This window comes from Thalassovita mangrovi (genome assembly GCF_009857745.1).
Lineage (GTDB): Bacteria > Pseudomonadota > Alphaproteobacteria > Rhodobacterales > Rhodobacteraceae > Thalassobius > Thalassobius mangrovi.
Map to the genome: position 1 here is coordinate 345,120 of NZ_WWEN01000004.1, position 24,915 is coordinate 370,034.

The 24,915-nt window shown below is 64.7% G+C and carries 27 protein-coding genes; 18 read left to right on the top strand and 9 right to left on the bottom strand.

All coding sequences use genetic code 11. The annotated features are described in order from the left end of the window. The 4 genes from GR167_RS11775 to GR167_RS11790 all read left to right on the top strand — a co-directional run bounded on the left by GR167_RS11775 (nt 1) and on the right by GR167_RS11790 (nt 3,422). Nucleotides 1-426, top strand: coding sequence for an acyl-CoA thioesterase (locus GR167_RS11775; protein WP_160973707.1), 426 nt, complete (start codon nt 1-3; stop codon nt 424-426). Between the two features lie 67 nt (nt 427-493). Beyond that, on the top strand, nt 494-1,540 hold the full coding sequence (locus tag GR167_RS11780) for a TRAP transporter substrate-binding protein (protein WP_160973709.1): 1,047 nt from the start codon (nt 494-496) through the stop codon (nt 1,538-1,540). A gap of 3 nt (nt 1,541-1,543) precedes the next feature. Then, a complete protein-coding gene (locus tag GR167_RS11785) occupies nt 1,544-2,050 on the top strand; it encodes a TRAP transporter small permease (protein ID WP_160973710.1) in 507 nt (168 codons plus the stop codon). Between the two features lie 16 nt (nt 2,051-2,066). Further along, a complete protein-coding gene (locus tag GR167_RS11790; RefSeq protein ID WP_160973711.1) occupies nt 2,067-3,422 on the top strand; it encodes a TRAP transporter large permease in 1,356 nt (451 codons plus the stop codon). Between the two features lie 37 nt (nt 3,423-3,459). On the opposite strand, the gene GR167_RS11795 is transcribed toward GR167_RS11790, so the two are convergent. Further along, nucleotides 3,460-3,972 carry a DUF2478 domain-containing protein gene (locus GR167_RS11795; protein WP_160973712.1) on the bottom strand — a complete coding sequence of 171 codons (513 nt, stop codon included), beginning with the start codon at nt 3,970-3,972 and terminating at the stop codon, nt 3,460-3,462. Nucleotides 3,973-4,058: 86 nt separating this feature from the next. Between GR167_RS11795 and GR167_RS11800 the strand changes: the two genes are divergently transcribed. Next, on the top strand, nt 4,059-4,526 hold the full coding sequence (locus GR167_RS11800; RefSeq protein WP_160973713.1) for a GNAT family acetyltransferase: 468 nt from the start codon (nt 4,059-4,061) through the stop codon (nt 4,524-4,526). Next, nucleotides 4,516-5,142, top strand: a complete 627-nt coding sequence (gene mobA, locus GR167_RS11805) for a molybdenum cofactor guanylyltransferase MobA (RefSeq protein WP_160973714.1) — start codon at nt 4,516-4,518, stop codon at nt 5,140-5,142. Before GR167_RS11800 ends, mobA begins: the two co-directional genes overlap by 11 nt. 56 nt (nt 5,143-5,198) lie before the next feature. Here mobA and GR167_RS11810 read toward each other — a convergent pair whose 3' ends face one another. Beyond that, nucleotides 5,199-5,426 carry a sulfurtransferase TusA family protein gene (locus tag GR167_RS11810; protein ID WP_160973716.1) on the bottom strand — a complete coding sequence of 76 codons (228 nt, stop codon included), beginning with the start codon at nt 5,424-5,426 and terminating at the stop codon, nt 5,199-5,201. Between the two features lie 156 nt (nt 5,427-5,582). On the opposite strand from GR167_RS11810, the gene GR167_RS11815 reads away from it, so the two are divergent. The 11 genes from GR167_RS11815 (at nt 5,583) to GR167_RS11865 (ending at nt 17,514) form a co-directional block, all read left to right on the top strand. After that, nucleotides 5,583-6,710, top strand: coding sequence for an MHYT domain-containing protein (locus GR167_RS11815; RefSeq protein ID WP_160973718.1), 1,128 nt, complete (start codon nt 5,583-5,585; stop codon nt 6,708-6,710). A gap of 134 nt (nt 6,711-6,844) precedes the next feature. Next, nucleotides 6,845-7,699 carry an FAD binding domain-containing protein gene (locus GR167_RS11820; protein ID WP_160973719.1) on the top strand — a complete coding sequence of 285 codons (855 nt, stop codon included), beginning with the start codon at nt 6,845-6,847 and terminating at the stop codon, nt 7,697-7,699. Nucleotides 7,700-7,713: 14 nt separating this feature from the next. Further along, a complete protein-coding gene (locus tag GR167_RS11825; protein ID WP_160973720.1) occupies nt 7,714-8,208 on the top strand; it encodes a (2Fe-2S)-binding protein in 495 nt (164 codons plus the stop codon). Next, on the top strand, nt 8,205-10,622 hold the full coding sequence (locus GR167_RS11830; RefSeq protein ID WP_160973721.1) for an aerobic carbon-monoxide dehydrogenase large subunit: 2,418 nt from the start codon (nt 8,205-8,207) through the stop codon (nt 10,620-10,622). Before GR167_RS11825 ends, GR167_RS11830 begins: the two co-directional genes overlap by 4 nt. Before the next feature lie 51 nt (nt 10,623-10,673). Next, on the top strand, nt 10,674-11,549 hold the full coding sequence (locus GR167_RS11835) for an AAA family ATPase (RefSeq protein WP_160973722.1): 876 nt from the start codon (nt 10,674-10,676) through the stop codon (nt 11,547-11,549). Beyond that, entirely contained in the window at nt 11,546-12,727 is a 1,182-nt protein-coding gene (locus GR167_RS11840; protein WP_160973723.1) for a vWA domain-containing protein, read from the top strand. Before GR167_RS11835 ends, GR167_RS11840 begins: the two co-directional genes overlap by 4 nt. After that, complete coding sequence (locus GR167_RS11845) at nt 12,724-13,527, top strand: XdhC family protein (RefSeq protein WP_160973724.1); 804 nt, start codon at nt 12,724-12,726, stop codon at nt 13,525-13,527. Before GR167_RS11840 ends, GR167_RS11845 begins: the two co-directional genes overlap by 4 nt. A gap of 146 nt (nt 13,528-13,673) precedes the next feature. Further along, a complete protein-coding gene (locus tag GR167_RS11850; RefSeq protein WP_160973725.1) occupies nt 13,674-14,123 on the top strand; it encodes an SRPBCC family protein in 450 nt (149 codons plus the stop codon). Nucleotides 14,124-14,304: 181 nt separating this feature from the next. Beyond that, nucleotides 14,305-15,054, top strand: a complete 750-nt coding sequence (locus GR167_RS11855) for a biotin--[acetyl-CoA-carboxylase] ligase (RefSeq protein ID WP_160973727.1) — start codon at nt 14,305-14,307, stop codon at nt 15,052-15,054. Between the two features lie 13 nt (nt 15,055-15,067). Beyond that, nucleotides 15,068-15,847, top strand: a complete 780-nt coding sequence (locus GR167_RS11860) for a type III pantothenate kinase (RefSeq protein ID WP_160973729.1) — start codon at nt 15,068-15,070, stop codon at nt 15,845-15,847. Continuing rightward, the gene (locus tag GR167_RS11865) at nt 15,844-17,514 is read left to right on the top strand and encodes a ribonuclease J (RefSeq protein WP_160973730.1); all 1,671 of its coding nucleotides are present in this window, start codon (nt 15,844-15,846) and stop codon (nt 17,512-17,514) included. The genes GR167_RS11860 and GR167_RS11865 overlap by 4 nt, the downstream gene beginning before the upstream one ends. Before the next feature lie 103 nt (nt 17,515-17,617). Here the strand turns inward: GR167_RS11865 and GR167_RS11870 are convergent, their stop codons facing one another. From GR167_RS11870 to GR167_RS11900, 7 genes are all read right to left on the bottom strand, one after another. Then, the gene (locus tag GR167_RS11870; protein WP_160973731.1) at nt 17,618-18,442 is read right to left on the bottom strand and encodes an ATP-binding protein; all 825 of its coding nucleotides are present in this window, start codon (nt 18,440-18,442) and stop codon (nt 17,618-17,620) included. Between the two features lie 8 nt (nt 18,443-18,450). Beyond that, nucleotides 18,451-19,359 (bottom strand): twin-arginine translocase subunit TatC, encoded by a 909-nt coding sequence (gene tatC, locus GR167_RS11875; RefSeq protein WP_160973733.1) that lies wholly within the window; start codon nt 19,357-19,359, stop codon nt 18,451-18,453. After that, nucleotides 19,356-19,829 (bottom strand): Sec-independent protein translocase protein TatB, encoded by a 474-nt coding sequence (gene tatB / locus GR167_RS11880; protein WP_160973734.1) that lies wholly within the window; start codon nt 19,827-19,829, stop codon nt 19,356-19,358. Before tatB ends, tatC begins: the two co-directional genes overlap by 4 nt. Nucleotides 19,830-19,833: 4 nt before the next feature. Continuing rightward, nucleotides 19,834-20,052 carry a twin-arginine translocase TatA/TatE family subunit gene (locus GR167_RS11885; protein WP_160973735.1) on the bottom strand — a complete coding sequence of 73 codons (219 nt, stop codon included), beginning with the start codon at nt 20,050-20,052 and terminating at the stop codon, nt 19,834-19,836. Nucleotides 20,053-20,243: 191 nt separating this feature from the next. Next, nucleotides 20,244-21,326 (bottom strand): ABC transporter ATP-binding protein, encoded by a 1,083-nt coding sequence (locus GR167_RS11890; RefSeq protein ID WP_160973736.1) that lies wholly within the window; start codon nt 21,324-21,326, stop codon nt 20,244-20,246. A gap of 304 nt (nt 21,327-21,630) precedes the next feature. Continuing rightward, nucleotides 21,631-22,671, bottom strand: coding sequence for a methyltransferase domain-containing protein (locus tag GR167_RS11895; RefSeq protein ID WP_160973737.1), 1,041 nt, complete (start codon nt 22,669-22,671; stop codon nt 21,631-21,633). 160 nt (nt 22,672-22,831) lie between these two features. Then, entirely contained in the window at nt 22,832-23,611 is a 780-nt protein-coding gene (locus tag GR167_RS11900) for an SDR family oxidoreductase (protein ID WP_160973738.1), read from the bottom strand. 182 nt (nt 23,612-23,793) lie between these two features. Here GR167_RS11900 and GR167_RS11905 point away from each other — a divergent pair, with 182 nt between their 5' ends. Beyond that, the gene (locus GR167_RS11905; RefSeq protein WP_160973739.1) at nt 23,794-24,807 is read left to right on the top strand and encodes a Hint domain-containing protein; all 1,014 of its coding nucleotides are present in this window, start codon (nt 23,794-23,796) and stop codon (nt 24,805-24,807) included. Nucleotides 24,808-24,915 lie beyond the last annotated feature (108 nt).

Below are 24,915 nucleotides of genomic sequence, written 5' to 3' on the forward strand. Positions count from 1 at the left end.
ATGTTCACCAGCCGACGGACGGTCACCATTGAATGGGGCGATTGCGACCCCGCCGATATCGTTTTCTACCCCAATTACTTCCGCTGGTTTGACGCCTCCACCGCGCATCATTTCAAGGCCGCCGGCCTGCCCAAGCCGGAACTGATCCGGCGCTATGGCGTGGTCGGCTTCCCGATGGTCGACACCAGCGCGAAATTCCACCGGCCGTCGCGCCATGGCGACGAGGTGGTGATCGAAACCACGATCACCCGGTTCGGGTCGTCCAGTTTCGACGTCGAACACCGGCTGCTGCGCGACGGCAAGCTGTGCGTGGAAGGATTTGAGAAAAGAGTCCTGGTCAAAAGGACCGAAGACGGGGAGGGCATAACGTCCTGCCCCGTGCCCGACGAGGTGAAAGAGCGGTTTTACACGACCGGCACCGGGTGAGGACAGAACACAAATCGGCCACCCGGGTCGTCAAGCACGACATCAGACTGTCAAAGGGAGGAGACAGATGACTATCGCAAGCAAGACCAAGGCCTTTGCCCTGGGCATCGCCATCGCCGCGGCGGGCGCCACCAGCGCCTTTGCCGCCGAATTCGACTTCAAGCTGCACCATTTCCTGAGCCCCAAGGCCCCGGCGCATACCAAGATGCTGGAACCCTGGGCGCAGCGGATCATGGATGCCTCGGACGGGCGCATCAAGATCGAGATCTTCCCGGCCATGACCCTGGGCGGCAAGCCGCCGCAACTGCCGCGGCAGGTCCGCGACGGGGTGGTCGACATGGCCTGGATCGTCAACGCCTATGCCGCCGGGGCCTTCCCGCGCACCGAGGTGTTCGAACTGCCCGGCGTCTACCAGGGCGATATCGGCGCGGTGAACAAGGCGATGCTGGACATGTATGACGATGAAATCAGCAAGGATTTCAAGGGTCTGGTCGCGCTGTTCCAGCATGTTCATGCCGGTCAGGCGATGCATATGGCCACCGACGAGGTGCATTCGCCCGCCGATCTGGCCGGCAAGAAAATCCGCATCCCGTCGCGCACCGGCGCCTGGGTGATCGAAGCGCTTGGCGCCAGCCCGGTGCAGACCTCGGTTGGCGAAATCCCGGTGGCCCTGTCGAAGAAGGTGATCGACGGCGCGCTGATCCCGTGGGAAATCATCCCGCCGCTGAAGATCCACGAACAGACCAAGTACCAGATCGAAGGCCCGGGCGGCAAACGGTTGGGCACCACGTCGTTTTCGGTGATCATGAACGAAGACCGCTGGAATAGCCTTCCCGCGGATATCCAGCAGATCTTCATCGACAATTCCGGCCCCGACTGGCACGCGGAAATCGGCAAGGTCTGGCGCGCGGCCGACGAATTCGGCATCGGCGTCGCGGTCAAGTCGGGCAACACCCATATCCAGCTGACCGAGGAAGAATGGGCCAAGTTCGAAGAGGCCGTCGCCCCGGTGGTGGATCGCTGGATCGCCGAGATGGACGAAAAGGGCATCGACGGCCGGGCGCTGTATGACCGGGCGGTGAAGCTGGTCAACGAAAACATGGCCGCCAACTGAGCGATGGCGACCGACATCCAAACAGGGGCGGGGCCGCAAGGCCTCGCCACCCGTGTGATAACCGGCTGGGCGCTCGTGGGCGGGCTGATCCTGGTTGCGGTGGTGCTGGTCAACGCCTGGTCGATCCTGTCCGGGGCGCTGTTCAACAAACCCTTTCCGGGCGATTTCGAACTGACCGAAATGGGGGCGGGGATCGCGGTGTTCTGTTTCCTGCCCTATTGCCAGCTGAACGGCGCCAACGTGTCGGCCGATATCTTCACCATGCGGGCAAGCCCGCGTTCGGTGGCGCTGATGTCGCTGTTCGCCGCTGTGATCGCGGTGCTGTTCGCGGCGCTGCTGCTATGGCGGATGAGCGCCGGTCTGGCCGATTACCGCGAATACGAGGAATTCACCGGCATCCTGCAAATCCCGATCTGGTGGGCGTTCCCGCCGATCCTGGTGTCGCTGGCGCTGTTGCTTTGGGCGGCGGTGATCGGCTTCCTGCAGGCCAGCAAGCGCGTGGCGCGGTGAGGGGAGAGCGTAAACAATGGACAGTCTGACAACCGGTTTCGCCGGGCTTGGCGTTCTGATCTTGCTGATCGCCATCCGCCTGCCCATCGCCTATGCGATGATCGTGGTGGGCGGGGTCGGCATCACCCTGCTGAACGGGCCCGCGATCATGCTGTCGCAGCTCAAGGACCTCGCCTATGCGCAGTTTTCCACCTACGACCTGTCGGTGGTGCCGCTGTTCGTGCTGATGGGCGCGATTGCCTCGCGTTCAGGGCTGAGCGCCGATCTGTTCCGTGCCGCCAATGCCTGGCTCGGCTGGATGCGAGGCGGGGTGGCGATGTCGGCCATCGCCGCCTGCGCGGGGTTCGGCGCGGTTTGCGGCTCGTCTCTGGCGACCGCCTCGACCATGGGGCGCGTGGCCTTGCCCGAGCTGAAACGCTACAACTATTCCAACCGGCTGGGCACCGGCACCATCGCGGCGGGCGGCGTGTTGGGCATCCTGATCCCGCCCTCGGTGGTGCTGATCGTCTATTCCATCATCGTCGAGGCCAATGTCGTCACCATGTTCATGGCCGCGCTGATCCCGGGGCTGATCGCGGTTGCGTTCTTCATCCTGACCATCTTCGTCTATGTGCTGATCGCGCCGGGGGCGGGGCCCAAGGGGCAGGCCGCCACGCGTGAGGAATTCGTCGCCGCGACGCTCAGCATCCTGCCGGTGGGCGTGGTCTTCGTGGTGGTGATCGGCGGGCTCTATTTCGGTTTCTTCAACCCGACGCCCGCGGCGGCGGTCGGCGTCGTCATGGTCACCCTGATCGGGCTGCTACGCCGCAAGCTGAACTGGACGGACGGGCGCGAAGCGCTTCTGGAAACCGCCCGCACCGCCGGGATGATCTACCTGATCCTTCTGGGCGCGGAGATGCTGAAGATCTTCATGGCGCGGGGCGGTGTGCCGCAGGCGATGGCCGATTGGATGGGCAATTCCGGGCTGGCGCCGATGGTGACGCTGCTGATCCTGCTGCTGGCGCTGATCCTGCTGGGCTGCCTGATGGACAGCCTGTCGATGATCCTGCTGGCGATCCCGTTCTTCTGGCCGGTGCTGGTGGAAATCAACGGCGGCGACTGGGCCGGGGCGGACACGTCGCCCTTCGGGATGGATACCGAGGACCTGAAGATATGGTTCGGGATATTGGCATTGATCGTGGTCGAACTGGGGCTGATCACGCCGCCGGTGGGGATGAATGTCTTCATCATCTCGGCGCAGGCGCGCGACGTCCCGATGAGCGACACGTTCCTTGGCGTGATGCCGTTCTTCCTGGCCGAATTGCTGCGGGTGGCGGTGCTGATCGCCTTCCCGGCGCTGACGCTGTGGCTGCCCTCGGCCCTGTCGGGGTAAGGCGGATACCGGGTGCCGGGGCGATCCCGGCGCCCGCTCAGGCGTCGAGCTCGGCGCGCTGCGCCAGCACCCAATCCTTCAGCGCCTGCACATCGGCGGGCAGCCGTTCGCAGATATCGCCCGCGAAGTCCTGGAACCGCTCCAGATTGCGCTCGTTGACCGCCGTAAGCACCGGGATACCGGCCATCAGGGCCTCGCCCACCACCGGGCGAAATCCGCGCCCCTCCAGTTCCTGCTTGCCGAACTTGTTGAGGATCAGCACCTGCGGTTCCTGTTCCAGGCTGGCCGCGACCAGACCGACCGCGCGTTCCAGCCCGTCCGGGTCCAGCCGGCACCCCTGCGACAGCGCGCCAAGGTCCTGGCTGATCTTGATCACCGGCCCGCCGTTCAGGATATGCAGGTCCATTTGGCATTTCTGATCCGCACCGGTCTCAACATTGCTCTGCACCGCGCCGGCGACCTTCAGCCCGGCGTCGCGCAGAACCGCCACGACCTCGCGCAGGCAGCGATCCGCCTCGCCCCGTCCTTCAGCGACCACATAGCCCAGCATGCCTCATCCCTCTTGCCATTCGCGCGTTGGACATAAATGCTGCATCCCGCGCCGTAAAGGCAAGCCATCATCGACAGGACCACACGATGCCGTCAGACCTGCCCGCCTTCCAGTCCCTGCCGCAAGGCGCCGAACCCGCCGTGATCGCGCTGTGGGACCGCTGCGGATCGACCCGGCCGTGGAACCCGCCGGAACAGGACATCGCAGAATTGCGCGCGCATGAAACCGCCGATCTGCTGGTGGCGATGCAGGGCGACAAGGTGCTGGCCTCGATCGCGGTGGGTTATGACGGGCATCGCGGCTGGGTCTATTACGTCGCCGCCGATCCGGATTGTCGCGGTCAGGGATTGGGCCGCGCCGCGATGGCGGCGGCGGAGGATTGGCTGCGGGCGCGCGGCGTGCACAAGCTGCAGCTGATGGTGCGCGACAACAATTTGCAGGTGATGGGGTTTTACGAGTCGCTGGGCTACGAGGACGCCAAGTGCCGGGTGATGCAGAAATGGATCGACCCGGAACGCGAGCAGATTTTCCTCGAGACCTCAAATGACTTCTGATCCGACGACCGATCCCTTGGGCGTCATCCTTGCCGGTGGGCGGGCCAGCCGCATGGGCGGCGGCGACAAGGCGCTGTTGCCGCTGGCGGGGGTGCCGATGCTCGACCGGGTGATCGAACGCCTGGGCCCGCAATGCGCCGCGCTGGCGCTCAGCGCCAATGGCGACCCGGCGCGGTTCGCCGGCTATGGCCTGCCGGTGCTGGCCGACAGCATGCCCGATCACCCCGGCCCGCTGGCGGGGGTGCTGGCGGGGTTGGACTGGGCCGCCGAACGGGGGGCGGCGTCGATCGTCACGGCGGCCGCCGATACGCCGTTTTTCCCCACCGACCTGGTCGCGCGGCTGCAAGCGGCGGCGGGGCCGGGCGGGCTGGCGCTGGCCGCCTCAAGGGATGCGGATGGCCGGATCAGGCGGCAGCCGACCTTCGGCATCTGGCCGGTGGCGCTGCGCGACGACCTGCGCGCGGCGCTGCGGCAGGGGCTGCGCAAGATCGTGATCTGGACCGATGGGCATCAGGCGGGACAGGCGGTGTTCGAGGCGGAAGGCTTCGATCCGTTCTTCAATGTGAATACGCCGGCGGATATTGAAGCGGCGGAAGCTCTGCTCAAGAATAGGTAGAGCTTCGCATTTCAAGTCACTGTAAATGCTGTAATATGATTTGTGGTGGTGGGGCGTTATCCCCGCCGGATCAGATAACAGGACACGTCGCCCTGTTGCTCCATCCCGATGAATTCATGCCCCGCTTCGGCGCAGAAATGCGGCACGTCCACCACCGCCGCCGGATCGGTCGCCAGCAACCGCAACACGGCCCCCGGCGCCATCTGGTTCAGCCGCTTGCGCGCCCTGAGCACCGGCAACGGGCACAACAGCCCCGCAGCGTCGATTTCGTCATCCCATGTCATGGCGCCAGAAATAGGACCGGACGAAACCGCTGTCCATCGCATTCCCGCCCTGCCGCCGCCCATGTTTTCGGCGGCTTTGAGCCGACGCGCCTAAACCCTTGGCACATTGCGATTCCGTTACTAGGGTATCGACACTCAAACCAAGCGCGACGAAACATGCAAATTCTAGACTACCCACACAGTCCCTGGCTGGTCATCGCCTCGCTATGCGTCGCGCTGATCGCGGGCTTTACCGGGCTGTCGCTGACCCAGGGGATTTCGCAACGCTCCTATAATCAGCGCAAGATCGCGGTGGCGCTGGCGGCGGTGTCGCTGGGCGGCGGCATCTGGTCGATGCATTTCGTCGCCATGCTGGGGCTGCAGCTGCCCTTCCTGTTCTATTACGATGCGGCGATCACGCTGGCCTCGGCGCTGGTGGCGATCCTGGTGGTGGGGATCGCGCTGCTGATCCTGCATTTCTTCAAACGTACCGCGCTGACGCTGACCGGGGCGGGGGTGATCGTCGGGCTGGGGGTTCTGCTGATGCATTACATCGGCATGGCGGGGCTGCAGATGTGCCGTGCGCTCTACACGCCTACCGGCATCGCCTTCGCCATCGTCGCGTCCTGCGCGCTGAACATCGCGGCCTTCTGGATCGCCTATGGCGCCCGGTCGCACCGCAATATCCTGCTCGGCACGGTCTGTTTCGGGCTGGCCGTCTTCGCGGTGCATTTCATCGCCGTCGCCAATACCGATTTCATCGCCATCGAGACGCTGAACGAGGTCGGGCCGCTGATCAGCAATGAAATCCTTGCCGTGGGGGTGGTGATCAGCAGCTTCATGCTGTGCGGCGCCTTCCTGCTGAGCGGGGTGACCTTCCTGGCGCCGAGCCAATCGGCAGCGGCAGCGGCAGGGGCCATTCCGCCTGAGGCAGAGGAAACCCCGGCGCAGGTCCGGGAAGACACCGACGCCCGCGCGCCGCAAATCCCCTTTGAAAAGGGCGGCCGCACCCTGTTCATCGATCCGGCCAGGGTCTTCGCGATCCGGGCCGAGGGGCATTACACCCACCTGTACACCGAAGACGGTCAATTCTTCTGCGCCTGGTCGATCACCGAAGCCGAAAAGCGGCTGACCCCGGACCCGTTCATCAAGACCCACCGCAGCTACCTGATCAACCCGGCCCATGTCGGTGGCTTCGAGCGGATGAAGGATAACGGCATCTGCCTGTTCGATCTGCCCGGCCTGCAGAAGGTGCCGGTCAGCCGGTCACGCCTCAAGGTGGTGCGCGCCGCGCTTGGCGTCTGATCCCGCGTTTCGTGAAATCCAATCGCATTTCGTGCATGAAACCCCGTTTTTCAGGGGATTTGTGAAGCGATTGTATGCCGCCGTGTGCACCTTTCCTCCCAGCCAGTTGAACCTATGGGGAGGGAGGACCAGGGATGATACCAGCGGCGTTCGATTATTATCGGCCCAGCGATATCGCAGGCGCGATCGCGCTTTTGCAGGAACATGGCGACGATGCCCGCGTGATCGCGGGCGGGCACAGCCTGATCCCGATGATGAAACTCAGGATGGCGGAAGTCCCGCACCTGATCGACCTTCAGGACATCGCGTCCCTGAAGGGGATCACCATAAGCGGTGAGCGCATCACGCTCGGCGCGATGGTGACCCAGCACGAACTGATCGACAGCGCGGAATTGGCGGCGAAGGCGCCGATCCTGCGCGAAGCGGCCTTGCAGATCGCCGATCCGCAGGTGCGCTACATGGGCACGGTGGGCGGCAATGTCGCCAATGGCGATCCGGGCAACGACATGCCGGGGCTGATGCAGTGCCTTGATGCCGACATCACCCTGACCGGTCCTGACGGCAGCCGCACCGTCGCCGCGCGCGATTATTACGAAGCGGCCTATATGACCGACCGCGAGGATGATGAAATCCTCGTCACGGTCAGCTTCGACGCGCCGAAGGGCGGTTACGCCTATGAAAAGCAGAAGCGCAAGATCGGCGATTACGCCACCGCTGCCGCTGCCGTGCAGCTGGTCAAGGAGGGCGGCAGCGTCGCCAGCGCCTCGATCGCGATGACGAACCTGAGCGACACGCCGGTCTGGTCCGAAGCGGCCGGCGCGGCGCTGGTCGGCACCGCCTGCGACGCAGACGCGGTCAAATCCGCCGTCGCCGCGATGCTCAACGATATCGACCCGACCGAGGACAACCGCGGCCCGGTGGCGTTCAAGCGCCACGCCGCCGGTATCGTCCTGGCCCGCGCGATTACCCGCGCCTGGGACCGCGCCTGAGGGAGGAACAGGAAATGGCAGACAAGATGCATATCAAACTGAAGGTCAACGGCGCGGATCACGAATTCCTGGCCGAACCGCGCGAATTGCTGATCTACGCGTTGCGCGAACGTCTGGGGATCACCGGCCCGCATGTGGGCTGCGATACCTCGCATTGCGGCGCCTGCACGGTGACCATAGACGGCAAGTCGGTGAAATCCTGCACCATGTTCGTGGCGCAGGCCAATGGCGCCGACATCACCACCATCGAGGGGCTGGGAAGCCCCGATGCGCTGCACGTGCTGCAGGAAAAGTTCCGCGAACATCACGGGCTGCAATGCGGCTTTTGCACCCCGGGCATGATCACCCGCGCGGTCAAGCTGCTGGAAGAAAACCCCAACCCGAGTGAGGAAGAGGTGCGCTTCGGCATGGCCGGCAACCTGTGCCGCTGCACCGGTTATCAGAACATCGTCAAATCCATCCTGGCCGCCGCCGCCGAGATGAACACCGTGAAGGAGGCCGCAGAATGAACGACATGGCACCAGACCGCGAAAACCGCGCCGCCGGCCTCAAGGGCATGGGGTGTTCACGCAAACGGGTCGAAGACGTCCGCTTCACGCAAGGAAAGGGCAATTACGTCGATGACGTGAAACTTCCCGGGATGCTGCATGGCGATTTCGTGCGCTCGCCCTACGCCCATGCGCGGGTCAAGAACATCGACATTTCCAAGGCGATGGAACTCGACGGCGTCGTCGCCGTTCTGACCGCCAAGGATCTCGAACCGCTGGGGCTGCACTGGATGCCGACCCTTGCCGGCGACAAGCAGATGGTGCTGGCCGACGGCAAGGTGCTGTTCCAGGGCCAGGAAGTCGCCTTCGTCGTCGCCCGCGACCGCTACGTCGCCGCCGACGCGGTGGAACTGGTCGAGGTTGAATACGAGGAACTTCCCGTCATCACCAACCCGTTCGAGGCGTTGCAATCCGACGTCGTGCTGCGCGAAGACCTCGAAGGTCAGACCGAAGGCGCGCACGGGCCGCGCAAGCATCACAACCACATCTTCACCTGGGAACAGGGCGATGAGGCCGCCACCAACGAGGTGATGGACAATGCCGAGGTCGTCGCCGAGGAGGAGATGTATTACCACCGCACCCATCCGTGCCCGCTGGAAACCTGCGGCGCGGTGGCGTCGATGGACAAGGTCAACGGCAAGCTGACCGTCTGGGGCACCTTCCAGGCGCCGCATGTGGTGCGCACCGTCGCGTCGCTGCTGTCGGGGATCGAGGAACACAATATCCGCGTCATCAGCCCCGATATCGGCGGCGGTTTCGGCAACAAGGTCGGGGTCTACCCGGGCTATGTCTGTTCCATCGTCGCCTCGATCGTGACCGGCGTGCCGGTCAAGTGGATCGAGGATCGGATGGAAAACCTGATGTCCACCGCCTTCGCCCGCGATTACTGGATGAAGGGGCGGATTTCGGCCACCAAGGACGGCAAGATCACCGGGCTGCATTGCCACGTGACGGCAGATCACGGCGGCTTCGACGCCTGCGCCGACCCGACCAAGTTCCCGGCCGGGTTCATGAATATCTGCACCGGGTCCTATGACATCCCGGTCGCCTACCTGGCGGTCGACGGGGTTTACACCAACAAGGCCCCCGGCGGCGTGTCCTATCGCTGTTCCTTCCGGGTGACCGAGGCGGTGTATTTCATCGAACGGATGATCGAGGTGCTGGCGATCGAGCTGGGCATGGATGCGGCCGAACTGCGCCGGATCAACTTCATACGCAAGGATCAGTTCCCCTATAAGGCCGCGCTTGGCTGGGAATATGACAGCGGCGATTACCACACCGCCTGGGACAAGGCGATGAAGGCGGTCGATTACGACGGTCTGCGTAAAGAACAGGCGGAACGGGTCGAGGCCTTCAAGCGCGGGGAAACCCGGTCGCTGATGGGCATCGGTCTGACCTTCTTTACCGAAATCGTCGGCGCCGGTCCGGTGAAAAACTGCGACATCCTGGGGATGGGGATGTTCGACAGCTGCGAGATTCGCATTCACCCCACCGGGTCGGCGATTGCCCGTCTGGGCACCATCAGCCAGGGTCAGGGCCACGCCACCACGTTCGCCCAGATCCTGGCCACGGAAACCGGCATCCCGGCAGACAGCATCACCATCGAGGAAGGCGATACCGATACCGCGCCCTATGGGCTTGGCACCTACGGATCGCGCTCGACCCCGGTGGCGGGGGCGGCGACGGCGCTGGCGGGGCGGAAAATCCGCGCCAAGGCGCAGATGATCGCGGCCTATCTGCTCGAGGTGCATGACGACGACGTGGAATTCGACGTCGACCGGTTCGTGGTCAAGGGCGCGCCGGAGCGGTTCAAGACGATGAAGGAAATCGCCTATGCCGCCTATAATCAGGCGATCCCGGGGATTGAGCCGGGGCTGGAAGCGGTCAGCTACTACGATCCGCCCAACATGACCTATCCGTTCGGCGCTTATGTCTGCGTGATGGATATCGACGTCGATACCGGCGTGCCGACGATCCGCCGCTTCTATGCGCTGGACGATTGCGGCACCCGGATCAACCCGATGATCATCGAGGGCCAGGTGCATGGCGGTCTGACCGAGGCGCTGGCCGTCGCCCTGGGGCAGGAGATCGCCTATGACGACCTGGGCAACGTCAAGACCGGCACGTTGATGGATTTCTTCCTGCCGACCATGGTGGAAGTCCCCAATTACGAAACTGACCACACCGTGACCCCCAGCCCGCATCACCCGATCGGCGCCAAGGGCGTGGGCGAAAGCCCCCATGTCGGTGGCGTGCCGTGTTTTTCCAACGCGATCCAGGATGCGTTCCGCCCCTTCGGGCTGCGCCATACCAACATGCCGCACGATCACTGGCGCATCTGGAAGACCGCCAACGATCTGGGCCTGCACGGCTGAGGATCAAGGCTGCTCCGGGGAACCGGGGCAGCCGTTTTCCGGGATATGAAAATGAACTGGACCGACTTGCAAACCGCGATGGCCGACACCGGCTATGTCGCCTCGGACGATCTGGCGATGGCGGCGCATCTGGCGCTGGCCCTCGGTCGGCCTTTGCTGCTGGAAGGCGCGGCGGGCGTCGGCAAGACCGAGGTCGCGCGGGTGCTGTCGCGGGTTCTGGATACCCGTCTGATCCGGCTGCAATGCTACGAAGGGCTCGACGCGGCGCAGGCGATCTATGAATGGAATTACCAGCGTCAGCTCTTGGCGATCCGCGCTGCCGCCGAGGACGGCCAGACCGGGCGCGAGGTCGAAGACCGCATCTTTTCCGAAGACTACCTGCTGCAGCGCCCGCTGCTGCAGGCGATCCGGCAGGATACCCCGCCGGTTCTGCTGATCGACGAAATCGACCGCGCCGACGAGGAATTCGAAGCCTACCTGCTGGAAGTCCTGTCCGATTTCCAGATCACCATTCCCGAACTCGGCACCATCACTGCCACATCGCGCCCGGTGGTGATCCTGACCGCCAACGGCACCCGCGATCTGTCCGACGCATTGCGCCGCCGCTGCCTTTACGCCCATGTGTCCTATCCGGACCGGCAGACCGAACTGGCGATCCTGAACGCCCGCTGCCCGGATATCGAATCCGCGCTGGCGCGCCAGATCGTGGGCTTCGTGCAATCGCTGCGCAAGGAAGACCTGGAAAAGAAACCGGGCGTCGCCGAGATGCTCGATTTCGCCGCCGCCCTGTCAGGGCTTGGCATCGCCGATTTGACCGCCGACCCGGTGGTGTTGCAGGCGACGCTGGCCACGCTGCTAAAGACGCAGACCGACCGCGACAACATCACCACCGAGGTCGCGCAGCGGCTGGCGGGGAAAGCGGCATGAGCCGGGTCACCAAATTTGCCGCCCGCGATGCCGGGCCCGCCGCGCGGATGGCCGGGTTCATGGCGCATCTGCGGCAAAACGGGCTGCGGCTGGGGGTGGCCGAAACCGAAACCGCGCTGGCGGCGCTGACGCAGGTGAACGCCGCCGACCCTGATCAGGCCCGCCATGCGCTGAAGGCGGTTTGTGCCGGCAATGCCGAGGAAGCGGAGCAGTTCGACGACCTGTTCAACGCCTTCTGGCTGGATGCCGGCCGGGTGCGGACACGGGCGGTGCCGAAAACCGATGCCGCGGCCAAGGATCACGTCCATTCCTCGCGCGACGGGGCAGGGGAAGCGGCTTCGGGCGCGGGCACCGCCACCGCGCCCGACGGCGGTGAAGGTGCTGCAGAAAGCGATGGCGAGGGCAGGCTGATCGCCGCCCGCACCGCCAACCTGATGAAGAAGGACCTGCGCGATCTGGTCCGGCCCGAGGATATCGCCGAGGCCGAACTGGTCGCCCGGCGCTTGGGGCTGGCGCTGAACCACCGCCGGTCGCGCCGTCGCAAGGCGGCCCTGAAAGGCGACCGGCTGCATTTCCGCAAACTGATCCGCCACAGCCTGTCGACGGGCGGCGAACCGCTGCGCCTGCCAATGAAGCAGCGCCCCGACCGGCCGCTGAAAGTGGTGGCGCTGTGCGACGTGTCGGGATCGATGGGGCTTTATGCGCAGGTCTTCCTGTCCTTCATGGCGGGGCTGATGCGCGCCGATCCGGCGACCGACGCCTATCTCTTTCACACCCGGCTGGTGCGCATCGCCGACGCGCTGCGTGACCCCGACCCGCTGCGCGCGGTGGGGCGGATGTCGCTGCTGGCCGAGGGCTTTGGCGGCGGATCGAAAATCGGCGCTTCGCTGACCCAGTTCGCCCGCAGCTACGCGCGCCGCTTCGTCGATGGCCGCACCGTCGTTCTGATCCTGTCGGACGGCTACGACACCGACCCGCCCGAAGACATCGCCGAGGCGCTGGCGGCGCTGAAGAAACGCGGCTGCAAGATCATCTGGCTGAACCCGCTGAAAGGCTGGGACGGCTATGAGGCGGTGGCGCGCGGCATGTCCGCGGCGCTGCCTTACATCGACCTGTTTCGCCCGGCCAACCGGCTGGTCGATCTGGCCGCCCTTGAACCGGAGCTGACCCGACTATGACCCTTGCAGAGCTGGACAATACCGACCTTGCCGGGCTGGCGCAGGACCTGCGCGCGCGCGGCGAACCCTTCGCCATCGCCACCGTGATCCGCACACTGGGCGCGACGGCGGCGAAACCCGGGGCCAAGGCGCTGCTGGGCGCGGACGGCGATATCCGGCAGGGCTGGATCGGCGGCGGCTGCGTGCGCGCGGCTTTGCGCCGGGCCACCGAACGGGCGATCCGGGACCGGAAACCGCAGCTGATTTCGCTGCAACCGCAGGACCTGCTGGCGGAAAAGGGCATTGATGCGGGGGCAGACCTGGACGGTATCCGCTATGCCCGCAACGGCTGCCCGTCGAAGGGATCGATGGATATCTTCGTCGAACCGATCCTGCCGCAGCCCGAACTGGTGGTGATCGGCGCCTCGCCGGTGGCCCACGCGCTGGCCCGGCTGGCGCCGCAATTTCAATGGGCGGTGACGGCCACCGACACCGCGCCCGATCTGATCCCGACACCGAAGGGCGCGCGGCGCATGGTGGTGGTCGCCACGCAAGGGGCGGGCGATCTGGACGGGCTGCAATGCGCGCTGTCTTCGGGGGCCGAATTCGTGGCCTTCGTCGGCAGCCGCCGCAAATTCGCTGCCCTTGCGGACAAGCTGATCGCCGCCGGGGTGGACCAGACCGAAATCGACAAGGTCGAAGCGCCCGCAGGATTGGCCATCGACGCGGTCACGCCCGAGGAAATCGCCCTGTCGATCCTTGCCCAGCTGATCCAGCAGCGCCGCCGCCACCAGCGCGGGCAGGGCGGCGATCATGACTGACACCAAGCTTTCAACCGCACCGAAGGAGGCCCCATGAAACGCATCGTCACCCTGCTGCGCAGATTGCGCAGCCGCACCGAACTGACGCCCGAGCAGGCCGAAACCCTGGCCCGGGTCAAATTCCCCTGTTGCTAAGAAGGACCGACATGGAACTGAATGAAGAAATCACCATCGATGCCCCCAAGGCCCGTGTTTACGCCGCGCTGAACGACCCTGACATCCTGCGTCAGTGCATTCCCGGCTGCGAGGAGCTGATCCAGCATTCCGACACCGAACTGGAAGCTAAGGTCGTGCTCAAGGTCGGCCCCGTGAAGGCACGGTTCAGCGGCAATGTTGTGCTGGACAAATCGGGCGCGCCGGATGCGTTTTCGCTGTCCGGGCAGGGCAATGGCGGCGCGGCGGGCCATGCCAAGGGCAGCGCCGACGTCACGCTGGAAGAAAGCGGCGAACAGACCATCCTGCGCTACGCCGCCAAGGCGGAAATCGGCGGCAAGCTGGCGCAGCTGGGCAGCCGGTTGATCCAGAGCACCGCCAAGAAACTGGCGGCGAAATTCTTCAAGAGCTTCGCCGAGGCGGTGAGCGCGGTCGAGGCCTGAGCAAAGACCCCCCGGGGATCAGGCACCCCGGTCAGGCCGATGAGACGGCGGGCCCGCGTGATGCGGTGTCCGCCGTTCCCTTGTCTGGCCGGACCCGGGGGGTGACAAAGCCCTGTCAAACCGTTGCTGCCTGTTCTATAGGGTCCGCTGATACGCGAACCGCAAAGGAAGACGCCGCGCGATGACCACATGGCCGGAAGGATACGGGCGACGGGTGCTCGACACTGTCGACAGCACCAATGCCGAAGCGGCGCGGATCGCGCCGGAGCTGTCCGGGCCGGAATGGATCCTCGGGCTGCGCCAGACCGCCGGGCGCGGCCGTCGCGGCCGGGCCTGGACCGATCCGCCGGGCAATTTCGCCGCCACCCTGGTGATGCGCCCCGATGAGGCGCCCGACAAGGTGGCGTTGCGTTCCTTCGTGGCCTCGCTGGCGCTGTACGATGCCTTTGTCGCCGCCACCGGGCGGGTGCAGGGATTGGCGCTGAAATGGCCCAACGACGTGCTGATGAACGGCGGCAAGATCGCGGGCATCCTACTGGAAAGCGCCGGTCACGGCGGCGGGCTCAGTCATTTCGCCATCGGAATCGGGGTGAACCTGAAAACCGCGCCGGGCAGCGGCGAGGTGGAGCAGGGCGCGTTTCCCCCGGTATCGCTCTTGGCCGAAACCGGCATCGCGGTCACTCCGGAAGATTTCCTAGACCTGCTGGCCGCCGCCTATGCCCGCTACGAGACGCAGTTTGTCACCTACGGTTTCGCGCCGATCCGCGAATTGTGGCTGTCGCGCGCGGCCCGGCTGGGCGAGGTGATCACTGCCCGCACCATGCGCGATGAAACGACCGGCACGTTCGAGACGGTGGACGAGGCGGGCAATCTTGTCCTATCCACGGCGCAAACCCGCGTGGCGATCCCCGCGGCAGAGATTTTTTTCTGAGAAGGAGCGGCAGATGCTTCTGGCAATCGATTGCGGCAATACCAACACGGTCTTTTCGATCTGGGACGGGGAAAACATCCTGTGCACCCTGCGCGCCTCGACCGAACACCAGCGCACGGCGGACCAGTATTTCGTCTGGCTCAGCACGCTTTTGAACCATCACAAGCTGCCGCTCGACATCAACGCGGTGATCATCAGCTCCACCGTGCCGCGCGTCGTGTTCAACCTGCGTGTGCTGGCCGACCGCTATTTCAATTGCCGCCCGCTGGTGGTGGGCAAACCCGAATGCCTGCTGCCGAAACCGCCGCGCGTGGACGAAGGCACCCAGGTCGGTCCCGACCGTCTGGTCAATGCGGCAGGCGCCTATGACCGTTACGGCGGCGACCTGATCGTGGTCGATTTCGGCACCGCCACCACCTTCGACGTGGTCGGCGCCGACGGCGCCTATGAGGGCGGTGTGATCGCGCCGGGGGTGAATCTGAGCCTGCAGGCCTTGCATGAAGCGGCGGCGGCCTTACCTCATGTAGACGTGACCAAGCCGCAAAAGGTGATTGGCACCAACACGGTCAGCTGTATGCAAAGCGGCGTGTTCTGGGGCTATGTCGGGCTGGTGCGTGAAATCTGTTCCCGGATCAAGGGTGAATACGAGCGGCCGATGAAGGTGATTTCCACCGGCGGCCTGGCGCCGCTTTTCGGACAGGGCGACGCGGTTTACGACATGTTCGACGAATTTCTGACCATTCATGGCCTGACGGTCATACACAAATACAACGAGGATCAAGGCAACATATGAGCAGCGACAGGCTGATTTACCTCCCTCTCGGCGGCGCCGGCGAGATCGGAATGAATTGTTACGTTTACGGCTACGGGCCGGCGGATCAGGAACGCCTGATCCTGGTCGATCTCGGCGTGACCTTCCCGGACATGGACGGCTCGCCCGGGGTCAACCTGATCCTGCCCGACATCGCCTGGCTGGAAGAACGCAAGGACCGGCTGGAGGCGATCTTCATCACCCACGCACACGAAGACCACGTGGGTGCTGTGGGGCATCTGTACGAACGTCTGGGCGCGCCGGTCTATGCCCGCGCCTTCACCGCCAATATCGCGCGCGGCAAGCTGGAAGAATACGGGCTGTCCGAAAAGGTCGTGCGCACCGTGTCGGCCTGGCCCGAAACCGTGCAGGCGGGGCCGTTCAGCGTGGGCTTCCTGCCGATTTCGCACTCGATCCCGGAAAGCGCGGGCCTGGTCATCGACAGCCCGGCGGGGCGCGTCGTGCATACCGGCGACTTCAAGCTCGACAAGACGCCGCTGGTGGGCGAACCGTGGGACCCCGATCTCTGGGGCTCGGTCGCCAAGGACGGGGTGAAGGCGCTGATCTGCGATTCCACCAACGTGTTCAGCCCCGAGGCCGGCCGCTCCGAGGCCTCCATCGGTGACCAGCTCGAAAGCCTGGTGGACGAAGCGCCGGGCATGGTGGTGGCGACGACATTCGCCTCCAACGTGGCGCGGGTGAAAACGCTGGCCGAGGCCGGGCATCGCGCCGGGCGCTCGATCTGCCTGATGGGCCGGGCGATGCGGCGGATGATCGAGGCCGCCATCGAAACCGGCGTGCTGTCGGATTTCCCCACCGTGGTCCCGGTCGAAGACGCCCGCAACATCCCGCGCGAAAACCTGATGCTGCTGGTCACCGGCAGCCAGGGCGAACGCCGCGCGGCATCGGCACAGCTGGCCAATGGCAAGTATAACGGCATCAGCCTGAAAGAGGGCGATCTGTTCCTGTTCTCGTCGAAAACCATCCCGGGGAATGAGCGCGGCGTGATCCGCATCATGAACCAGTTTTCGGAAATGGGCGTCGACGTGGTCGACGACCGGGGCGGGCGCTATCACGTGTCGGGCCACGCCAACCGGCCCGATCTGGTCGAGATGCACAAGGTGATGCACCCGGAAATGGTGATCCCGATGCATGGCGAACACCGCCACCTGCGCGAACATGCCAAGCTGGCCGAAAGCAACGGCTACACCTCGGCGATCGCGGTCAACGGCACCATGCTGGACCTGGGCGGGCATGCCCCCAAGGTCTGCGGCTTCGTCGAAACCGGGCGCACCTATCTCGACGGCACGGTGCAGATCGGCGCGCTGGACGGGATCGTGCGCGACCGTATCCGCATGGCGCTGAACGGTCACGTGCTGGTCACGGTGATCGTGGACGAAGACGACGAGGTGCTGGGCGATCCGTGGTGTGAATTGCGCGGGCTGGCTGAAACCGGTCGGTCCAACGCACCGCTGGTCGATTGCCTGGAAGAAGACCTGAGCCAGTTCATCGGCCGCGCCGGTGCCAAGACCCTGCGCGACGATGACAAGCTGGAGGGCGAGTTGAAGAAGATCGTGCGCCAGACCACGCAGAACGAGATCGGCAAGAAGCCCGAGGTCACGGTGGTGATCAGCCGCCTGGTCGGCTAAGCCGCCCGGACAACCGGTAAAACAAAGCCCCCTTCCTTTCGGAAGGGGGCTTTTTCGTTCTTTGGGATGAAGCGCTGGCGCAGACGTTGTCCCGCGCCTCGGATCAGATCCGCACGCCCTTGCGCCCGGCCAGGTCGGTGAAATACTGCCACGCCACCCGGCCCGACCGGGCCCCGCGCGTGGCCTGCCATTCGATGGCTTCGGCGCGCAGCGTGTCTTCGTCGACCTTGACCCCGTAGGCGGTGCAATAGCCGCGGATCATTTCCAGGTATTCGTCTTGGCTGCAGGGGTGGAAGCCCAGCCACAGGCCGAACCGGTCGCTCAGCGATACCTTTTCCTCGACCGCTTCCGACGGATTGATCGCGCTCGACCGCTCGTTCTCGATCATGTCGCGCGGCATCAGGTGGCGCCGGTTCGAGGTGGCGTAGAACACCACGTTGTCCGGCCGTCCCTCGATGCCGCCGTCCAGAACGGCCTTCAGCGATTTGTAATGCTCGTCATCGTGAGAAAAGCTCAGGTCGTCGCAGAACAGCAAGAACCGGTGTTGCGACCCGCGCAAAAGGTTCATCAGCCGCGACACCGACGGCAGGTCTTCGCGCTGCAGTTCCACGATCTTCAGCCCGTGGCCCTGCTTGACGACCTCGGCATGGATCGCCTTGACGATGGACGACTTGCCCATCCCGCGCGACCCCCACAGCAGGGCGTTGTTGGCGGGCAGCCCTTGGGCGAATTGCAGCGTGTTGGCGAAAAGCGTGTCGCGGGTGCGTTCGACGCCGACCAGCAGCGACAGGTCGATCCGATTGACCTGCGGCACCGGGGCCAGGCGGTCGGGATCCACGTGCCACACGAAGGCATCGGCGCTGTCGAAATCGGGGGCGGCGAGGGGCGCCGGAGCCATCCGCTCCAGCGCCTCGGCGATCCGTTTCATTACCGGTTTCACTTCTCGTCCTCGTCGAATTCGGCCATCAGGGGATCGTCGAATTCCTCTTCGGCGTCCTCGTCGTCGTAATAGCCTTCTTCGCGCAGGCGTGCCTCGCGCTTGGTTTCGACCCGGGCGACCAGGAAGATCGAAATCTCGTACAGCCCGTAAACCACGGTGAACAGGATGATCTGGGTGGTGACATCCGGCGGCGTGACCAGCGCGGCCACGGTCAGGATGCCGACGACGGCGTATTTACGGGTGTTGCGCAGCCCCTGGGCCGAGGCCAGGCCGGCCTTGCCCATCAGGGTCAGCAGCACCGGCAGCTGGAAACACAGCCCGAAGGCCACGATCATCTTCAGCGTGATGTCGAGCGTTTCGTTGACCTTGCCGTTGAAGACGATGTCGATGCCCTTGTCGGGGCTCTGCTGCACCTCTTCGCCGGTCAGCAGCGCCGACACGAAGGACGGGAAGTCGGCAAAGCCCAGGAAGAACGACATCGCCATCGGGATCACCACGAAATGGGCGAAGGCCGCGCCCAGCAGGAACAGCGCGGGCGAGGCGACCAGGAAGGGCAGGAAGGCGTTCTTTTCGTTCTTGTAGAGCCCCGGCGCCACGAAGCGCCACAGCTGATAGCCGATCACCGGGAAGGACAGGGCCAGACCACCGACCATCGAGATGCGGATCAGGGTAAAGAAATATTCCTGCGGCGCGGTGTATTGCATCACCGGGTTCGGGTTGCCCAGATCGCGCATGGTGGTTTCGATCGGGATCAGCAGGAAATCGAGGATCGCACCGCCGAAGGAAAAACAGATCACCATGCCGATGATGAAGGCGATCAGCGCCCTGATCAGCCGCGTGCGCAGCTCGGCCAGATGTTCGATCAGGGGCGCGCTGCTGTCTTCCAGCTCGTCGGTATTGCTCATGCCTTATCCTCGGGGGCCTTGTCCCCGGCAGGGGGATCTTGCGGCGCCGCGTCCTTGGCCACGCCTGCCGCCTGTTCGCCGCCGAAGTCCGCGGCGGCCTCGGCGTCGAGCCGCGCCTGCGCCTTCTTGGCGGCTGCGTCCTGGATCTTCTTGGCCGCGTCGGCGCGGTCTTCGTCCAGGCCGTTATCCGCCTCGGGGTCCCATTTGGTGAACTCCCCGGCGGCGTCCTTGACCTTGTCCATCCCGAACTTCGCCGGATTGGCGGCGGCGCGCAGGCTTTCGCTGACGTCCTTGACGCCGGCCTCGTCCGCGGCCTGGTTCATTGCGCGGGTGAATTCGCGCGACATCGCCTTGGCCTTGCCCACGAAATTGCCGACCGACCGGAACAGGCCGGGCAGGTCCTTGGGGCCCACCACGATCAGCGCCACGATGCCGATCACCATAAGCTCGGTCCAGCCAAGATCGAACATGTGCTCAGACCTTGTCTTTTTCTTCGCTTTCCGGGGTCACGTCCTTGGCGGCTTCGGCAGCCTGGTCTTCGATTTCCTTGGTGCCGTCATTCACGCCCTTCTTGAAGGCGGTGATGCCCTTGCCCACTTCGCCCATCAGCGAACTGATCTTGCCGCGACCGAAAAGGACCAGCACCACGACGGCGATCAGCAGAAGGCCGGGAAGGCCGATATTGTTCAGCATGTTGTCTCTCCCATGAACGGGCCGCATCCCCGGGCCCGGGTAAAATCAACCCTGTATCTAATGACGAAAAGGGCGGGTTGGAAGAACCAAAGCGCCGCAACGGGCTGTTTTTTGCCAAACCGGGCCGTCTGTGCGGGCTTTATACCCACAAATACGGATCAAGGCGGGGCGGCTTTCCGGGGCGTGCCGGATCAGGCGGCAGGGAAGACGAAGCAGCGGTCGCGCCGGATCATCAGCCACAGCACCCGGCCCGGATTGGGCAGGAACACGTTGGGCACCGTCGCCTTGAGCACCGAGCCGTCGTGATCCATCCGGATTTCGACCAGGCTTTCCGATCCCATGAAGCGCGCCCGCACCACTTCGCCGCGCGCCGCCGTGCCGTGTTCCGGCGTCGGCAAGGGGCCCTTGCCGCCGCGGTCGAATTCGATCTTCAGGTGCTGCGGCCGGATGACGATTTCCACTTCCTTGCCGTCCGGAACCCCGGGGGCGAGGAACTGACCGAACGGCGTGTCGGTCAGGGCGCCCTGAACCTTGCCGCGTATCACGTTGATATCGCTGAAAAACGCGACTGCCTGCTTGTCGCGGGGCGCGTAGTAGATATTGTAGGGCGCGCCCTGCTGCACGATCCGCCCGTCGCGCATCAGCGCGATCTCGTCGGCCATGCGCATCGCTTCCTCGGGTTCGTGGGTGACCAGCAGGACGGCGGCGTCTTCCTGTTTCAGCACTTCCAGCGTCTGGTCGCGGATATCGTCGCGCAGCCGGTTGTCGAGGCCGGAAAACGGCTCGTCCATCAGCATGATCCTGGGCCGCGGCGCCAAGGCGCGGGCCAGCGCCACGCGCTGCTGTTCGCCGCCCGACAGCAGGTAGGGGAAGCCGTCGATGAAACGTTTCAATCCGACCTTGTCGAGCAATTCCTCGACCCGGGCGCGTTTCTGATCCTTGGAACCGGACAGGCCGAAGGCCACGTTGTCACCCACGGTCAGATGCGGGAACAGCGCGAAATCCTGGAACATCAGCCCGATATGGCGCCGTTCGGGCGGGATGCGGAACACCGTGTCGCAGATCAGCCGGCCGTCGACATAGATCTCGCCCTCGTCCTGCATCTCGACGCCCGCGATCATCCGCAGGGTGGTGGACTTGCCGCAGCCCGAGGGGCCCAGCAGGCAGGTCACTTGCCCCGGCATCACCTTCAGCGACACGTTGTCGACCACCGGCCGGCCGTCGAAGCGGCGGACCAGGTTGCGGATCTCAAGGCGGGGGGGCGTGACGGACAAGGGGGATTCCTGGGGCGTTTCCTGGCTTTCCGATAAAAACCATCGGGCTTTGCGCTGACTTAGCAACCCTTGGCGCGGTAGACAAGGCTTCTGATGGGGCGGGCAGGGCGTTCGCGCGCACCACTTGGCCCGAACAGCGGCGCTTTGCGCCGCCGGGCCGCGCCCTCCCTCCCCCTTGGGAGGGCGCATTGGCGAGGCTGTGGCGGGCCCAGGCGTCGTCCGGATGTCTCAGGATAAACTGCCAATCCTCGACGGCCCGATGCGCCCACCCGAGGGAGGGCGCGGCCCTGCGTTTCGCCCTGTCTCAGCAGCCGCAATCGACAGCGCCAGCAGCCTCATCCTTGAACGGATGATCGCCACCGCAGCCCGCGAAGATTCCGTAATGGGTGGAAAAATCGCCGATGAAAGTGAAGTGATCGGCAAAGCGCGTATCGGCCAGCATCTTCCAGGTGTTGCCGCAGACCGGGAACACCTTGCCGGTCTCGATCCAATGATGCGCGTCCAGATCGAACCGGTGCGGCGCGTGGGGCAGGGTTCCCTTGTAGATCACCGCCTGGCCGTAATCCTCGCATTCGGTTTCCAGCCCGTCGAGCTTGAACAGCCGGTAGGTGGCCGAGGTGAAGGTCAGCGGCGCCACCCGCGCTTCCAATTTGGGGTTCTCGATGGTCAGCGGCCGGTGGTTCACCAGCCGGGGATCGTCGAACCCGGCGCGCTTGGCGAAGGTCAGGAAATCGTTCCAGTACAGCGCCCCGGACAGGCATTCGCCATACAGCACCTCGTCCTCGGCCATCGCTTTCGGCACCCGGCGGTCGGCATAGACGTCGGAAAAATACATCTCGCCGCCCTGTTTCAGCAGCTCATGGGCACCGCGCAGCACCGCCTGCTTGTCGGTGGCGAGGTTCACCACGCAATTGGACACGATCACGTCGAAACTGCCCGGGTCCAGCGGCAACTCGCCCAGCTTTTCGATGAAGCCGCGATGAAATTCCACATTGGCGAAACCGAACTTTTCGGCGTGCCAGTCCTTGTGCGCCTCGGCCACGGCCAGCTGTTCGGGCGTCATGTCGACGCCCACCACCGACCCTTCGGGGCCCACCAGCTGCGCCAGCGCATAGACATCGCGCCCCGCGCCGCAGCCCAGGTCCAGCACCCGCGCGCCGCGCAATCCCTGCGGCATCACCAATCCGCAGCCGTAATAGCGGGTCAGAACCTCGTCATGGACATTGCGCAGCACGTCCTTGACATAGTCGGGCATGTCTTCGGGGGAACAGCAGGCATTGGTCTGCAGGTCGTCGCTGCCCTGCAGCACCTTGCCGTAATAATCCTGAACCGATTCATGCTTCATGGCCGTTCCCTTTGTCGTTGCTTCACAACGGGATAGGGCGCAAACCCGGTCCCGGCAATGCGGCGCGGCGGCGCGTCACGCAAGCGTGACCTTCTGGGACAGATTTCCCGAACGAAAAAGGGGCGAAACCTGACCCAGATTTCGCCCCCTCGCATTTCGCTTACAGCGTCGCGTTGATGCCGCCGCCATCCAGAAGCACGTTCTGCCCGATCATGTAGCCCACATGTTTCGAGCACAGGAAGGCGCACATCGCGCCGAATTCCTCGGGCGTGCCGTCGCGGCCGGTCGGGTTGGCGGCCTGGCGTGCGGCGCGGGCCTCGTCGATGCTGATGCCCTGGGTTTCGGCGGTGCGCGCATCCAGCGACGCGATCCGGTCGGTGGCGTGCGACCCGGGCAGCAGGTTGTTCATCACCACGCCCGACCCTGCGATCTGGCGCGCGGTGCCGGCGACGTAACCGGTCAGACCGGCGCGGGCGGAATTCGACAGGCCCAGCACGGCGATCGGCGCCTTCACCGATTGCGAGGTGATGTTGACCACGCGGCCCCAGCCGCGTTCCATCATCCCCGGCACCAGCGCCTTGATCAGCGCGATCGGGGTCAGCATGTTGGAATCCAGCGCCTTGATGAAATCCTCGCGTTCCCAGTCGGTCCACATGCCCGGCGGCGGGCCGCCCGCGTTGTTGACCAGGATATCGACCTGGCCCGCGACCTCCAGCAGCTGCGCCCGGCCTTCTTCGGTGGTGACGTCGGCGGCGACAGTGTCGACGTTGACGCCGTATTTCTGCCGGATTTCCTCGGCCGCGGCTTCCAGCGCCTCGGCGCCGCGCGCGTTCATCACCAGATCGACACCGGCCTCGGCCAGAGCCTCGGCGCAGCCGCGCCCCAAACCCTTGCTCGATGCGCATACGATCGCTTTTTTGCCTGCGATTCCCAGATCCATTCCGATCGATTCCCCTGTATTGTTTCTAAAACGCCTCGGTGGCGTACCGTTAAGTATAGTGACCCCTCCAAAAGGGAAATGCCAGCAAAAGGCCGCCGCGTTGATCGTTTTGCGTCATAATCGTAAACTATTGTATGTAGTGATGAAGTGTGCCGATGTTACCGGCGGGAAGGTAAGTGTTCATGAATGATTTCAGCCCCAGTTCGATCTTCAGGCTGCCGGTTTACCGCAGCAGCGCCATGGTGGTGTCGCACGGGGCCAATCTGGGCGATTGCCTGTCCTTCGCGGATGAGCTGGTGCTGGACGATACCTATTTCGTGCGCCCCGCCGCGCGCGCGACCCGGTTGGCGCTGGCGCCGGGCGACAATGGCACCTTCGCCATCACCGGCAATACCGAAATCGGCCATCCCGGCGCGACGATCCATCTTGACAGCTGCCTGACCTTCATGTCGATCCACGGCATCACCACCGAGGTGCTGGTACTGGTCGAAGTGGACGAAGACGGCGACGTCGTCGAGATTTACGCGCTGCCGCTGGCGCCGCTGCAGCCCAAGCAGGAACTGGTTCTGGTCGGCGTCGATACCGACAACGCCCGCGCCAAGCTGGGCGAATTCGCCTGCGTCAGCTTCACCCGCGGCACCCGTATCACCATGGCGACCGGCGAACAGCGCCGGGTCGAGGACCTGCGGGTCGGCGACCGGGTGTTGACCCGCGACGACGGCGCGCAGGAACTGCGCTGGATCGGCCAGACCACCGCGCGGGCGGTGGGGGAATTCGCCCCGGTCCATATCGCCGCTGGCGCGCTGCACAACGCCGACGACCTGGTGGTCAGCCCGGAACATCGTCTGTTCGTCTACCAGCGCTCGGACGAGCTAGGCGCGGGGCGGGCCGAATTGCTGATCAAGGCGCGCGATCTGGTCAACGGCACCACCGTGACCCGCACCGATGGCGGCTTCGTCGAATATTACCAGCTGCTGTTTGACGATCATCAGATCGTCTATGCCGAAGGCATCGCCGCCGAAACCCTGCTGGCCGACCTGCGCAGCTCGGCGATCCTGCCCGAGGACGTGGTGGCGCAGATGCGGGCCGGCACCTTGCGCCATTCCGACCGGTCCTATCTGGATTTCGACCTGCTGCCGGTGGCGAAGGGTGACGAAGATCTGACCGTCGCGCTGCGCCGCGCCTCGACCGGCTGAGGACTTTCGCGTCAAACTCTTGACGGAATGCGGATTTTCACCCAACGGTTAAGCCGTGGGTGCATTGATCAGAAATATATGGCAGCCTCGGACACGGCCCGATGGCGT

Bases quoted from the DNA above. Each gene is read 5' to 3' on its own strand.
- GR167_RS11820 (WP_160973719.1), top strand. From the start codon at position 6,845: ATGATACCAGCGGCGTTCGATTATTATCGGCCCAGCGATATCGCAGGC.
- GR167_RS11885 (WP_160973735.1), bottom strand. From the start codon at position 20,052: ATGCTGAACAATATCGGCCTTCCCGGCCTTCTGCTGATCGCCGTCGTG.
- GR167_RS11850 (WP_160973725.1), top strand. From the start codon at position 13,674: ATGGAACTGAATGAAGAAATCACCATCGATGCCCCCAAGGCCCGTGTT.
- GR167_RS11795 (WP_160973712.1), bottom strand. From the start codon at position 3,972: ATGCTGGGCTATGTGGTCGCTGAAGGACGGGGCGAGGCGGATCGCTGC.
- GR167_RS11810 (WP_160973716.1), bottom strand. From the start codon at position 5,426: ATGACATGGGATGACGAAATCGACGCTGCGGGGCTGTTGTGCCCGTTG.
- GR167_RS11815 (WP_160973718.1), top strand. From the start codon at position 5,583: ATGCAAATTCTAGACTACCCACACAGTCCCTGGCTGGTCATCGCCTCG.
- GR167_RS11860 (WP_160973729.1), top strand. From the start codon at position 15,068: ATGCTTCTGGCAATCGATTGCGGCAATACCAACACGGTCTTTTCGATC.
- GR167_RS11835 (WP_160973722.1), top strand. From the start codon at position 10,674: ATGAACTGGACCGACTTGCAAACCGCGATGGCCGACACCGGCTATGTC.
- GR167_RS11840 (WP_160973723.1), top strand. From the start codon at position 11,546: ATGAGCCGGGTCACCAAATTTGCCGCCCGCGATGCCGGGCCCGCCGCG.
- GR167_RS11855 (WP_160973727.1), top strand. From the start codon at position 14,305: ATGACCACATGGCCGGAAGGATACGGGCGACGGGTGCTCGACACTGTC.
- GR167_RS11830 (WP_160973721.1), top strand. From the start codon at position 8,205: ATGAACGACATGGCACCAGACCGCGAAAACCGCGCCGCCGGCCTCAAG.
- GR167_RS11800 (WP_160973713.1), top strand. From the start codon at position 4,059: ATGCCGTCAGACCTGCCCGCCTTCCAGTCCCTGCCGCAAGGCGCCGAA.
- GR167_RS11895 (WP_160973737.1), bottom strand. From the start codon at position 22,671: ATGAAGCATGAATCGGTTCAGGATTATTACGGCAAGGTGCTGCAGGGC.
- GR167_RS11845 (WP_160973724.1), top strand. From the start codon at position 12,724: ATGACCCTTGCAGAGCTGGACAATACCGACCTTGCCGGGCTGGCGCAG.
- GR167_RS11865 (WP_160973730.1), top strand. From the start codon at position 15,844: ATGAGCAGCGACAGGCTGATTTACCTCCCTCTCGGCGGCGCCGGCGAG.
- GR167_RS11900 (WP_160973738.1), bottom strand. From the start codon at position 23,611: ATGGATCTGGGAATCGCAGGCAAAAAAGCGATCGTATGCGCATCGAGC.
- GR167_RS11825 (WP_160973720.1), top strand. From the start codon at position 7,714: ATGGCAGACAAGATGCATATCAAACTGAAGGTCAACGGCGCGGATCAC.
- GR167_RS11785 (WP_160973710.1), top strand. From the start codon at position 1,544: ATGGCGACCGACATCCAAACAGGGGCGGGGCCGCAAGGCCTCGCCACC.
- mobA (WP_160973714.1), top strand. From the start codon at position 4,516: ATGACTTCTGATCCGACGACCGATCCCTTGGGCGTCATCCTTGCCGGT.
- GR167_RS11870 (WP_160973731.1), bottom strand. From the start codon at position 18,442: ATGAAACGGATCGCCGAGGCGCTGGAGCGGATGGCTCCGGCGCCCCTC.
- GR167_RS11775 (WP_160973707.1), top strand. From the start codon at position 1: ATGTTCACCAGCCGACGGACGGTCACCATTGAATGGGGCGATTGCGAC.
- GR167_RS11905 (WP_160973739.1), top strand. From the start codon at position 23,794: ATGAATGATTTCAGCCCCAGTTCGATCTTCAGGCTGCCGGTTTACCGC.
- tatC (WP_160973733.1), bottom strand. From the start codon at position 19,359: ATGAGCAATACCGACGAGCTGGAAGACAGCAGCGCGCCCCTGATCGAA.
- tatB (WP_160973734.1), bottom strand. From the start codon at position 19,829: ATGTTCGATCTTGGCTGGACCGAGCTTATGGTGATCGGCATCGTGGCG.
- GR167_RS11780 (WP_160973709.1), top strand. From the start codon at position 494: ATGACTATCGCAAGCAAGACCAAGGCCTTTGCCCTGGGCATCGCCATC.
- GR167_RS11790 (WP_160973711.1), top strand. From the start codon at position 2,067: ATGGACAGTCTGACAACCGGTTTCGCCGGGCTTGGCGTTCTGATCTTG.